Below are 12567 nucleotides of genomic sequence, written 5' to 3'. Positions count from 1 at the left end.
CCGTTCTACGTCAACGACGCGACGCTCCCCATCACCACGAACCGGGAAGAGCCGCCATGACAGGCGCGGCGGTAAATGTTGCCAGTGTGTTGGTTTCAGCCGAGTCTGTCGGACCTGTCCCATAGAATCGGATCAGTTGTGGCGCGGGCCGCGACTTGCTACGAAAGGAACGGTGTGACCACGTCGTCGTCGCCTCCTCGCACTCTCCTAGGCCTCGCAGATGAACCGGGCGACCCCATGGTCGCCGAACCATGGATCGGATCCTTCGTCGCGCTCGGATCCCTGTTGCGCCGCTATCTCCCAAAGCTCGACGGGCGGCAGTTAGTACTGGCCGTTTCGGTACCTCGCCGCGACTACGTCGCCGCTCTCATCGGCTCTGGTTGGATGCTGTCGAGTTCGGCTCCCGCGCTCGACGAGCCACTCACAGTGTTCGAGGCCTCCGATCGATCGACCTATCTGCGGGCAGTCACTGACAGGCTGATCGTTACGGGCCAGTTTACGAAGCTGGAAGCACATTCGAGTGGCGCACGGGTCCTCACCGGTGGCAAGCTCTTCGCCGCCGATCGTTACCGCGCCGCATCCGTGCTCGACAATGCCGTCAAGTCCACCGTCAGCGAGGTTCCCTCGGGCGGATTCTTAGCCGAGCTCACCGGCGCCGCGACCTCGTGGCTGGACCGTCTCGCCGCACCACCGATGGATCTTGCCCTCGTGGGGACAAGCAAATGGCTTCGTGATGACCTTCAGGCCGTCATAGGAAACGGGGCAGCTGTCGGCGACTCGGGCACGAAGCTTGGTACCTACATCCTGCCGTACGACGATCGCGCGGCGACTTGGTCTACGCCGATCGTTTCGGCGGCTCGCCTTGGAGAAGGCGAAGTTCTGCCCGAATCCTGTACCACAGTTATCCTAGATCGCTACAACGCGATCAAGTACTTGAACGACATCACCACACCTATCGTCGTCTGCATCGTCGATCGGTCCGTTGCTGACGAGTCCGCGGCGGAGACAATTGTCGAGGCACGCCAGAACAACAGCCGACCGGTCTCGTTTGTCGACGAGCTGCGGTGGCTTCCGCCGACAGCAGTCGAAGCCCTGGCGTTCACGGTGGCCATATGAGTCGAGTACACGACGTCGCGCGACGGTACGCTTCGGCGGGTTCGGTAATACACCAAGGCGTCTCGATATTCTCCGTCGGCGATCCCGCCGGCGCACGATTGAACGCAGCTATCCGCCGCACGCTGTTCGTGCTTGGGGACGAGCGAAGCGAAATCTGGAACGGCGTGCTCCAAGCCGCCAACGCACTGCGCTGGCGTCGCATAAGACAGCCGCAGCCGGTGCAGTTCCAGGCGCAACAGCCGCTCATCGATGACATCGTGCGGCAAGCGACGCGCCTCCGGAACCTCGTCAGCGATGGAGCTTTGCTCGATCTCATCGCAGAAGCAGCGATAGAAGTGGGCGAGACCGATTCACCGCTTGGCGCGGTCTTGCTCGAATCGATCCAGGAGGTAGGCCCGCAGGCCTGCATCGTCGTCGCGAGCAAAGCGGCAGATCGAGCCGGGCTGGCGTCTTGGCTCGATGAGTTCGGCGCCACCGTCCTGGTTCCGAGCGAACTGGACAGAGTCGACGAAATCATCGAAAGCAGCTACGTCGTTGCGCCGCCGACGTTCATGCCGTCATCTGTCGTCACCGCGCCAGTGACGCCAGAGGTCACGTTCCTGGTGCCGGCTTGGTTCCGCGATCAATCTGTGCCGTCGTCGATTCTCGGGATCCATGCGGAAGGGCGGATTGCCGTGAAGACCTCAGTCCATCAGGTCGGTGACACGACCGCGCCTGAGACCGCAATTGTTGACGATGAGGAACTTTCCGATCTCTACTTCCCCCAGCCGACGTGGGGTAAACCCGGCTCAGGCGACCGCGAGCCGGCCAGCGACGAGATGGTGGCTCGGAAGGTTCTCCTCGCAGGCGGGTTGGGCCTGTGGCTCGACGACGGCGATCGAATCCGCTCACTAGACCCGCAACAGCCCGACGGCGCCAGGGTTGGATACGAGGCCGTCTCGGGAGTCCTCCCCGGCACGTACTTGGTTCTACGCGAAGGCGAGACTGAACGCGGGGCGATGTATGACCAGGCCATCTCCATTCTCGGCCCAAAGGCCGACCACATCATCACAAGCCAGGCCCACTGGAAGCAGCAGCTTGAGGAGCGACTGCTGCGAGTAGGTGCCCGCCGAGCAGTGGCGGAGCTTGAACAGCTCGGCGTGCGCTCCAGCGGCCAAGTGCGTGTCTGGGCAGAGCCTCGCCTGATCTGCCCTCAGCGAGACGAGGACTTTACTTTGCTACTTGACTGGCTCGGCGAGCCGCTACACCCGACCCACAGCAACGCAATCACCTTAAGGAGGGCCGTCTACAAGGCAAGTACTGATCTTCGCAGGGAACTTGAAGCGGCCGTTGGGCACGCCGACCTGCGAGTACTGGAACGCGACGGGATCCTGCACTTGGATCTGCCGCGCGAAGGTTTCCGTGGCATGTTCGTTGCGCGGGTTCTCGCCAGGGCGCCTTTCACTGAGATCGTCAGCAGGCATCAACTACGCGTGCCGTTCACCGATGGGAGTGCCAAGTGGCTCGACTAATACCGCCGTTTTTTCCAGAGGGAGCAGCGCCCGGGGAGCAGTCGGTCTATCGGAAGTTATCCGAGGACGAGACGACCGACGACTGGATCGTTCTCCACTCACTCAATATCGCCAAGCATGTCCGCAACCCGGAAGGCGAAGCCGACTTTGTGGTTATAGCACCCAATCTCGGGATACTTGTGATCGAAGTGAAATCACATGAATACTTCACATTCCGTGACGGCCTCTGGGTGCTCGGCAAACAGAAACCGACGACGCGCGGCCCCTTCAAGCAGGCAAGCGAGGCGATGTACTCGATCCAAAAAGATCTCCGCAAGAAGAAAATCGATCTTCGATCGATCCCCATGCTGAGCGCAGCATGGTTCACAGCCACCCGCGCCCGGACGATGCTCCGGCCCACGAACGAGTGGTCAGACTGGCAGGTGCTCGACTCGGAGGACCTCAAGAACGACCCGATTGGCGCCCTCCGCCGGACCTTCGCGGGTGGCATCGCCCACCTCGACGCCACCTTCAACGGGTACTCTTACGGTGGCGTCGGGCCAGCCAAAGCAACGGCAGAGCGGATCGCCATGCTGCTTCGGCCGAACTTCGAGTTCGGAGTGGTGGCCGCAGACGTGCGCTCAACCCGAGAGGATCAGCTCGTCCATTTCGTCGAGGAGCAGTTTCTCGCGCTCGACGCCATGGCCGACAACCAAAGCGTGCTCTTCACCGGACCAGCCGGGGCTGGGAAGACGCTCCTCGCCCTCGAGGCTGCCCGCCGCGAACTGACCCTCGGGCGTAGAGGCAGACTTATCTGCTTTAACAAGTTGCTCGGACGGCGACTCGCTATCGACATCAAGGATCCCGCCTTATCGGTTGGCACCCTACACAGCCAACTCCTGGCACTCACGGGACTCAAAGTCCCAGCTGGTAATAGTCAACTATTTTGGTCGACCGAGCTTCCCGAAAGAGCCATTGAAGTTCTACTTGAACTAGACGAGCCTCCGGCGGACTTCCTTATCATCGACGAAGTTCAGGACCTCTTGACTGAATCGTATCTCGACGTCTTCGAGCTGCTCGTAAAGGGCGGATTGACGGGTGGCCGCGTCTTGATGTTTGGCGATTTCGAGCGCCAGGCAATCTATGACGATGGCCGCGGTCACGAGCTCCTCAAAACGCGCATGCCCAGCATGCCGTCCCACCGGCTCACGATGAACTGCCGGAACCTCCCGAGGATTGGATTCAGTGTGAACTTCTTCAGCGGGCTCACTCCTGGCTACCAGAAGTTTCGACGAGACGACGACGGCGCCAACCCAGTGCTCCTCAAGTACGTCCGTGGTCAAGATCAGTCGGCGCTGCTTCGCCAAGCCGTCGAGGCACTGCGGAATGAATCGTTCGACCTCACCGAGATCGTTGTACTGAGTCCGCTGGCTGACGGGTCAGTCGCCAACACTACGACTGACTTTTGGCTGAAGAGTGTACTCGTCCAGGCTGACGGCGGCACCATCAAGAAGGGGAAGATCCGCTACGCATCGATACATGCCTTCAAGGGTCTGGAAGCACCGGCCGTCATAGTCACTGACCTGGACCGCCTCAACGTGCCAAACTTCGAGTCAGTCCTCTATGTCGGACTAACCCGAGCAACCGATCGTCTCTACGGTGTCATCGAGGAAGGCACCGGACGCGCAGAAATGGGAGGGAACCGATGAGCGGGGTTGAGGCACGAAACGTCGTCGAGGCAGCTGTACGACGCGAGCTGTTTGGACCGACCGACGAAGAGTTTCCGATCGGCACACCCGTCGACTGCTCCGGGCAGTCTTTGCTCTTTCAGACGAAGGATGAGATCAACGGGCAGTTCCATGATCGCGACACGCTAGAAGAGGTACTGACGCGCTCCGACCCGCTGCGCCGCTACGGTGTCGGTGTCCTCTACAGCGGCGGTACTCCGACTGGCTCTCTGGCATCCGAAGGTGACGACTCCGCCGTCATTCCAGGACTGGCCGAAAACGAAGAGAACCCTGAAGTGCCACAGACCGAGGTACGTGGGCCTCGCCGGCCGGATCAACCCGACTCGGACGACTTCGACCTGTCTGACGCGAACCGACGGAAGCCATCTGCCATGGCAATTTCATTCAAGGTCCGTGTCACTGCGGGAGCCGACCTCAAGATCAGGGTGACGGGTGCTTACTACGACCACGTCAAGATCACAGCACCAGACACGCCACCGCTGAAATGGTGGGTTCGTCGTCCCTTCGTGCTCGATGCCGTCGCGACGGCGGAAGTTCTCAGGCGCGAGCGGAAGCGTTCGCCGCTGCCCACGACGCCCGTAGTCGTTGAGCCAAAGATTGTGCCCCGCATCAAGCCCAGCGTTTCTATTTTCAGCCGTGCGGTGCCAGGAGAGACGGACCCGGACCTTCGACTGGTCACGTTGGCTGTCGTCGACGATGCCGCGGGTACAGGATCGGCGAGTGCGTTCTTCCAGGTCGCGTTCTCCGCCACAGCATCGGAAGGGCTCCGCATCGAGCCCTACCCAGATGTCGAGCAAGCCGGTAGCGACCCGGAAGAGGAGTCGATCGCGCTGCTGTACCGCCACCGACGCACCTTCGCGATCGGTCACGGCTGTGCCGCGACCTGGGAAGATCCAGTCGGAGAAGGCGGGACTCCGACAGTTCCATTCGTGAAGGCCGAGGTGCTGCCCGCCTACGAGGTCACTAGCCTGACACCCGACGTATACGAAGAGCACTCCGATGGCACCCGCATCTCCGTCAGCGTCAGCATGGAGGAGCTTGCAAACAGGACCGCTGCCGGTGATGCCCAAGTCGAGAAGGTCCTCGCACTCTACGCTCAGTGGATCAACGACCGGACCGCCTCGATCGGCGACCTGCCCACCCGCCACCAAAAGCCCGCACGGGAGCACGTAGAGAAGTGCGCTAAAGCGCTCGAACGGATGCAAGAGGGTTGGGACCTCGTGCAGAACGACCCGCTCGCCGCTCGCGCTTTCCAACTCGCCAACCACGCAATGCTCCACCAGCAGATCCGGTCACGACTTGAGCCACGGGACCTCATTAAGGACAAGCAGGGGATATATCGCCCAGACGGTGCCCACCCGGCAGCTACCCCTGACCCTGAAGGTGGCCGCTGGCGCGCCTTCCAGATCGCCTTCGTCCTGGCAAGCCTGCCTGAACTCGTCGACCCAACGCACGAGAAGCGCACGCTGGTCGACCTCATTTTCTTCCCGACTGGCGGCGGCAAGACTGAGGCCTACCTCGGCGCATCGGCCATCTCGCTGCTCGCGCGCCGACTACGCAACCCAGACGACGTCGGTACAGACACGCTCATGCGGTACACGCTGCGCCTCCTCACCGCCCAGCAATTCCTGCGCGCCTCCTCCTTGATCTGCGTCTTAGAGGACACCCGCTCCCGCATGGAGGACGAGCTCGGCACCGCCCCATTCAGCATCGGCGTCTGGCTCGGCGGTGACTCAACGCCAAACAGCTGGGCGGTAGCCAAGCGTGCGCTCACCGAACTGCGACGCGATTCCCGAGCCTCGAACAAGTTCTTGCTCCTCAAGTGCCCATGGTGTGGCACGCGAATGGGCCCCGTCAGCAAGTCGCGAGGACAGGACACTCCGGGCTATGTTTTATCGGGTGGCCGATTCCTCTTCCAGTGCCCAGATGAGCAGTGTCGGTTCAGAGGGCGAGACGGTTTGCCCGTCCACGTCGTCGACGAAGACATCTACGAGACGCGTCCATCGATCGTGATCGGCACCGTCGATAAGTTCGCCACGATGGCATGGCAGCCGGCGGCTCGTACTATGTTCGGACTCGGCGCAAATGGCGAGCGTGTCTACTCACCACCAAGCCTTATCATCCAAGATGAATTGCACCTGATCTCCGGCCCGCTGGGGTCGATGGTCGGGCTGTACGAACCGATTATTGACGACCTGGCTACCGACCATCGTCACAATCCGCCTAGACCGGCCAAGATCATCGCGTCAACCGCCACCGCGCGCCGATATGAGGAACAGATCCTGGGGCTGTTCGGTCGCAAAGAAGTCGCCTTGTTCCCGCCCCACGGACTGGAGGAGGGACGGTCCTTCTTCGCGGAACCGGCTCGGCTTCCGGACGGCAAGCCAGCACCAGGTCGTCGATACCTAGGGGTCATGAGTCCGTCACTCGGCTCCACCCAGACGGTCCAGGCGCGAGTCTCGGCCGCAACGCTTATAGCCGCCCCACAGATCCCAGATCCCGCCGATCGGGACGGCTACTGGACCAACCTGAATTTCTTAAACAGCCTCAGAGAGCTCGGCAACACGCTGTCCTTGCTGGACTCCGACGTCCCTGACTACTTGGTAGGACTACAGCGGCGCGACGGCATCATGCCGAGGTACCCACGTAACAAGATGGAGCTCACATCGCGCCGCCGCAGCGACGAGATCCCAAAGGCAATCGAGGAACTTGAGCTCCGACTACCTCATCCCAATTGCGCGGACGGGGCAAAGTGCGTCAGTTCCGGTTCGTGCCCCGAGAATTCGAAGTGCGTTGACATCTGCCTTGCCTCGAACATTATCGAGGTCGGTGTCGACATCGACCGGCTCGGCCTTATGACGATCGTCGGTCAGCCAAAGACCACCGCGCAGTACATACAGGTAAGTGGTCGTGTCGGACGAAACGCGAAGACGCCGGGCCTCGTCATCACGATCTACGGGGCGGCGAAGCCTCGCGACCGCAGTCACTACGAGCGGTTCCGGACCTATCACCAGCAGCTGTATGCGCAGGTGGAACCGACGTCGGTGACCCCTTTCGCTGAGCCTGTCTTGAAACGAGCGCTCCACGCAGCAGCGATCTCTCGCATGCGTCAACTCAACCCGACGCTCGACCCGAGCCCGTTTCCACAGGCCGAGTTCAACGAGGCGATTGCGTTGCTTCGGGCCCGGGCTTCGGTCGTCGACAGTGAGGAACTGGGGGTGTTCGACCAATGGGCCGCTGAGCGGTCTCGCCAGTGGGCAAAGGGCGAGCGCACCGCGTGGGCGGCTGCCGACTATTTCAAAGGCGACCCAAAGCAGGGTCTGTTGCGCCCGGCTGGCGCCCTTGCCGATTCTGACAACAAAAACATCACCTGGGAGACACCGATGAGCATGCGTAGCGTCGACGCTGAGTGCCTGCTCTCCGTCACACTGGACTACATCACCGACGATCTGGAAGAGCCGGAGGTACAGGCATGACATCAGGCAGCATGCGCCGAGCCCAGTTGGTGTCGCCGTTTGGCGTAGGAGCAATGAGCGTCCTCGTCGACAGTTCGTCGGTTATTACAGCAGGGCTTGACCATTGGTTCCCGCGCAACAACGCCGACTTGGCGCTGGAGGACTTCCGCGTTAACGACTGGCGACTTGAGGCGCGGCTCAAGGTACAGGAGTTCCGCCTGCCTCCGGACTACCGCAAGGGCTCCCCGGAAGACCACCGGAACGAGAAGCTGAGTGTCCCGGCCTTGAGGTTCCCGTGCTACTCCTTCTGCGTGTACTGCAAGCGACTGAAGAAGGTCCCGCTCAGCTTCCAGGAAGCCGTCCGGTGCGACGAGCCCACATGCGTGGGCAAGCGCCGCCTTGGGCCAAAGATGTCGCAGGTACCATTCGTTGCCATCTGCAAGAAGGGTCACATTGATGACTTCCCGTTCAAGGACTGGGTGCATCGCTCGAAGAACTCGGGTTGCAACGGAGTGTTGCGGCTGTTCTCGACCGGAGGTGGCGGACTTGAGGGCCAGGTAGTCCGCTGCGGCTATGACGCGAAGAACATGCGCGATGAGCGCAAGGGGTGTGGCGCGTCACGATCCCTTCAGGGAATCACGACAGGTGGGAAAAAGGACGAGTCCGGCGAGGAAAGCACCTACCTCACGCAGCAATTGGCGGGTCGCACGGATCCGCATCTGTGTACCGGCGCACGGCCGTGGCTGCACGAGGAGCGTGGGCCATGCGACCAACCCGTTCAGGGCGCGCTCCGTGCCAGTGGCAACGTTTACTTCCCGTTCGTGGAGTCGTCCATCTTCCTTCCGCAGAAAGTCGGTGCGGTCAGCGGTGCGTTGCGCGACCTATTGAATCGAGCAGACGTCGCTCCCGTAATGTCTATGCTCTTTACTATGCGGGGCAAAGACGCCACCGTGGCTGACATCCGGCTGACAACGCGAGGCGCCGGAGAACTGTTCGACCAGTTCTCTGACTATGAATTATTCGCGGCATACCAGGACCGGTTCGGCATCGGCGCCGCAGAGGAGGACGGCGACGAGGATCAGTCCGGCGACCTCGATATCTGGCGCTACCCGGAGTTCAAGCTGCTACGCGAGACGCCGCAGGACGACGAGCTGCGCGCATCGGATCCCGGCGTCGCTGCCGCTATCGCGGCTCACGTTGATCGAGTTCGGAGTGTCACAGTCCTCCGCGAGACCCGCGTGCTACGAGGGTTTACTCGCGGCCGTGACGGCGAACTAAAGATTGCCGAGGGAAAAGCCATGCTTCGTCGTCGCCCCTTGCCGCCTGACAAGGATTGGCTGCCGGCCTACGTGGTCAAGGGCGAGGGAATCTACTTCGAACTTGACCGCGGGCGCCTCGCGACCTGGGAAGCACGCGGCGACGTTCAGGCGCGGGCCGCACTGATCGCGAACCAGTACGGGCAGGTAATCACGGATCGCGGCGGCAGCCCAAGGGACATCTCGCCGCGCATGATCATGCTGCACACGTTCGCGCATCTCCTGATCAACGAGCTCGTCTTCACCTGCGGTTACAGCTCAGCGTCGCTTCGGGAGCGGTTGTACATATCACGCGACGGCGGCCGGGACATGTCAGGACTCCTGATCTACACGGCTGCCGGTGACTCGGAGGGCACGATGGGCGGTCTGGTCCGCATGTCTCGACCAGACCGCTTACAACCGGTTTTTGCATCGGCCCTCAGTGATGCCCACTGGTGCTCGACTGACCCGGTCTGCATGGACGCGGGGGAGCGCGGTCAGGGACCCGATTCGTGCAATCTTGCGGCCTGTCACGGCTGCGCCCTGCTGCCGGAAACGAGCTGCGAAGAGTTCAACCGGTTCCTCGACCGCGGCCTCGTGATCGGAACGTTCGACAACCCGAGCCTTGGATTCTTCTCAGATCTGACCTGAGTGTGACTATCACACCATCAACACTGCCTTATCCTGCAGAGTGGCGAATGGCGAATGGCGAATGGCGAATGGCGAATGGCGAATGGCGAATGGCGAATTAACTGTCTGCGGCGATCAGCCCGACTTCACGACTCCATGCCAGCGTCGTCAACGTCCTGACCTCATGCGCCTCGACCGCGGTGGGCCAGCACTTCTGCGGTGCCGGTAAGCCGACGAACCGAGGTTGCAGAAGAGCTCGAAGTGGCACACCGGCCAGGTAGCACACGTTCGCCGTAGCGTTGAAGCGGCGGACATTGCGGCCGATCAGGCTATCTTGCACCTCTTAACCCGAGGATAAATATCCCTCTGGCGGCCGAGCCTGCCGACGCCGTTTAGCTGATCCTCGAGCGTAGCTTACCTGTGGCGAATGCCGCGTGGCGGGCGTGGTCTTCCTGCCCACGGAACGCGTGCCACTCCCCCAGTCTGTAGGTCGGCGCTCCGCCGCGGAACCGCTCATCGATCTCGAAGTCCTGACGAATATAGTCAATGCGGCGGATAATCTCTCCGTCGCCGAGCGACCCGCCGAGGGCTTTGCGTAACCCAGCAAGCGAAACGAATCCGCCGTGCTCACGCAGGGCGCGGTAAACTTCATCGTGGTACTGGCTGTCAGTGCCGTGAACGCCGTCCTCGGCGCCCTCCTTGCGGAGCGCGGAGGCAATCGACTCTCCGATTGCTCGCGCCACTGGTGGGGGGAACGCATTTCCGATTTGCCTGTAGATGGCAGTCTTTCGTCTCTTGCGCGCCCCAAAGTCCCACTCGAGCTCTGGGCCGCCCCAGCCCTGAATCCGAGCGACCATTTCGTTAGTGAGCTTGGGTGTGTGGCCCACAGGGACCTCGGGCCCCGGCGCGGAATCCGCAACCCCTAGTCCGTCGACGCCAAGCTTTGCCCACTCGCGTTTCGCGCGTGTGGGCCCGAGATCAGGGCCGCCGTGCTTCTTGGACCCACCGACAACAGTCGGCGCCACGCGGTTCGCACGCTCCACCCACTTCTCTGCTCCAGGCCATCCGTTCGAGGACATCAGATCGCGAAGTGCCTCCCCTACAGTCAATACATGAACGCTGGGTTCCGGCCACGAGAAGTAGGGGGCGAACTCTTCCTTGAGGGCGATGAGGACAAAGCGCGGCCGCAGCTGGGGAACGCCGAAGTCCTTCGCCTCCAGCAGCCGCCAGTCAGCGCGGTACCCAAGCTCAGCGAAACGGTCTAGGACGGCCTGTCGGTACCCGGCGAAACGAGGCATTGAAAGCCCCCGGACGTTTTCAAGGAGCACGGCGTCCGGATTCATTTGCCCGGCCGCCTCCACAGCCCAAGCGAAGAGATCACGTTCGTCTGATGACCCGAGCTGCTTGCCGGCGATCGAGAACGGCGGGCAAGGAACTCCTCCAGCCAGGAGTGAAACGCCCTGGTGGTCACGCGGGTCCCACACCATCTTGTCTGCAACGTCGCCGACCGCAACCACCGGTTGCGGCTGGCCTTCCTCTAGTGCGAGTCGCGTGAGGTTCCGCTCCAGCGTGGACGCTGCATCTAGATCGAGCTCCACCGCGAGTGTGTGCCGGAATCCGGCTCGGTGCAGTCCGAGGCTTTGTCCGCCTGCCCCGGCGCAGATCTCCACCACCGTCAGGTCGATTGGACGAGTCTCGTCACCGTACGTCAAGGCATCCATAGTGACCTCATTGTCGCAGGGGCGACTGACATCCGAACACTCGTTGGTGCGGGCTTGGCTAGCGTGATGGCTTAGAGCGGTCGCCGTACCAATGCGGGTCGAACGGTTCCCGCGACTTGAAGCTCGCTAGCCTCAGCTTTCGCCCCGAGGGGCCGCTAGCCGTTGGGCCCTCCCAGGCATCTGACACGGGCGCTACGTGTGCCGCGACATACTCAGTTCGACGTGGAACAGGTAGACCTAGCTGCCGCGCGGCCTCCCTTTGCCACTCGTACGCGCCGCCGAGCACGACGACCCCTTCATCCGCAAGGGGGTCACGGGCCCCGCTCTGACCCCCTCGAACCCGACGTGTCACGTCGAGCTGGGCAGCGACGGTCGCGACTGCGGCCCTGCCGACAACATTTCCTGCCGTCCGGCGGAACAATTCTTTCACGCGGGCGGTCCCTGCCCCGGCATTGAAGACCTCGGTCACGTCCTCCGACGACATATGAAGCAATATATTGGGCGGCAGTTCGACATCTCGACAGAACCACCGTACGGCGGCCCTCCCCATAGCTGAGAGAGTGCGTTTAGCGTCCCGGTTCCGCCCAGGGTTCAGCAGTTCATCAGCCGCCCGCACAACTCCGATAGAGAACCTAGAATCTTGATCACTTGCCGTGACTACCATACACAATTTGCCGACTGCCTCAGGAGGTAACATCCAGCCACCAAAGGATTGACTGTACTTTGCATCGACTTCGTGGCCGCAGATGGAATAGTCGAGAACCTTGCCGTCGTTGTATTTGAATGCGCGCTGCAGATTTATCTCAATGAGAGTTCCGAAGTGCGTCTTCTCGGTCTTGAACAACTGATCCCACCGATAACGCGTAGTGCGCACACCGTCATACAGTTGGTCGAAGGTGTCCCGTAGTACCTGCCCAGTCACCATCCCGGTGGGGTCCAGGCGACGCATTTCTTGAACCACACTGTCACGTGGGTCGTCTTCGGGGATCATGAAAGCAACGTCGAATCTCACGAGTCGAGAGGTTACACCCTAGCCTCGATCTTTCATGGGGTCGGTAGGTCCGCTCGGTCGGCGTCGTTGCCGATCTTTGCGGACTCATTCTGGCATGAGG

At 61.7% G+C, this 12567-nt stretch carries 7 protein-coding genes; 5 read left to right on the top strand and 2 right to left on the bottom strand.

Annotation, left to right across the window (positions count from 1 at the left end):
- Nucleotides 1-237: 237 nt before the first annotated feature.
- From ABD093_RS09195 to drmB, 5 genes are read left to right on the top strand one after another with little or no spacing between them, the layout of a single operon-like run.
- Nucleotides 238-1116, top strand: coding sequence for a hypothetical protein (locus ABD093_RS09195; RefSeq protein ID WP_343923932.1), 879 nt, complete (start codon nt 238-240; stop codon nt 1114-1116).
- Nucleotides 1113-2627 carry a hypothetical protein gene (locus ABD093_RS09190; protein ID WP_343923930.1) on the top strand — a complete coding sequence of 505 codons (1515 nt, stop codon included), beginning with the start codon at nt 1113-1115 and terminating at the stop codon, nt 2625-2627. The genes ABD093_RS09195 and ABD093_RS09190 overlap by 4 nt, the downstream gene beginning before the upstream one ends.
- Nucleotides 2615-4315: a nuclease-related domain-containing DEAD/DEAH box helicase gene (locus ABD093_RS09185; protein WP_343923928.1), complete on the top strand. Its 1701-nt coding sequence runs from the start codon at nt 2615-2617 to the stop codon at nt 4313-4315. The genes ABD093_RS09190 and ABD093_RS09185 overlap by 13 nt, the downstream gene beginning before the upstream one ends.
- Nucleotides 4312-7830, top strand: coding sequence for a helicase-related protein (locus ABD093_RS09180; protein ID WP_343923926.1), 3519 nt, complete (start codon nt 4312-4314; stop codon nt 7828-7830). Before ABD093_RS09185 ends, ABD093_RS09180 begins: the two co-directional genes overlap by 4 nt.
- Nucleotides 7827-9755: a DrmB family protein gene (drmB, locus tag ABD093_RS09175; RefSeq protein WP_343923924.1), complete on the top strand. Its 1929-nt coding sequence runs from the start codon at nt 7827-7829 to the stop codon at nt 9753-9755. Before ABD093_RS09180 ends, drmB begins: the two co-directional genes overlap by 4 nt.
- Nucleotides 9756-10126: 371 nt before the next feature.
- On the opposite strand, the gene ABD093_RS09170 is transcribed toward drmB, so the two are convergent.
- Nucleotides 10127-11455: a DNA cytosine methyltransferase gene (locus tag ABD093_RS09170; protein ID WP_343923922.1), complete on the bottom strand. Its 1329-nt coding sequence runs from the start codon at nt 11453-11455 to the stop codon at nt 10127-10129.
- A 58-nt stretch (nt 11456-11513) separates the two neighbouring features.
- A complete protein-coding gene (locus tag ABD093_RS09165) occupies nt 11514-12446 on the bottom strand; it encodes a NaeI family type II restriction endonuclease (protein WP_343923920.1) in 933 nt (310 codons plus the stop codon).
- Between the last annotated feature and the right edge of the window lie 121 nt (nt 12447-12567).

Origin of the sequence: Brachybacterium tyrofermentans, assembly GCF_039526165.1 — a bacterium.
Classification (GTDB): Bacteria; Actinomycetota; Actinomycetes; order Actinomycetales; family Dermabacteraceae; genus Brachybacterium; species Brachybacterium tyrofermentans.
The sequence above is the reverse complement of the archived record's forward strand: the minus strand, read 5'-3'. Positions and strand labels throughout refer to the sequence as shown.

What these genes read in the sequence shown, in the direction of transcription:
- ABD093_RS09165 (WP_343923920.1), bottom strand. Translation starts at nt 12,446, where the DNA reads ATGATCCCCGAAGACGACCCACGTGACAGTGTGGTTCAAGAAATGCGT.
- ABD093_RS09170 (WP_343923922.1), bottom strand. Translation starts at nt 11,455, where the DNA reads ATGGATGCCTTGACGTACGGTGACGAGACTCGTCCAATCGACCTGACG.
- drmB (WP_343923924.1), top strand. Translation starts at nt 7,827, where the DNA reads ATGACATCAGGCAGCATGCGCCGAGCCCAGTTGGTGTCGCCGTTTGGC.
- ABD093_RS09190 (WP_343923930.1), top strand. Translation starts at nt 1,113, where the DNA reads ATGAGTCGAGTACACGACGTCGCGCGACGGTACGCTTCGGCGGGTTCG.
- ABD093_RS09195 (WP_343923932.1), top strand. Translation starts at nt 238, where the DNA reads ATGGTCGCCGAACCATGGATCGGATCCTTCGTCGCGCTCGGATCCCTG.
- ABD093_RS09180 (WP_343923926.1), top strand. Translation starts at nt 4,312, where the DNA reads ATGAGCGGGGTTGAGGCACGAAACGTCGTCGAGGCAGCTGTACGACGC.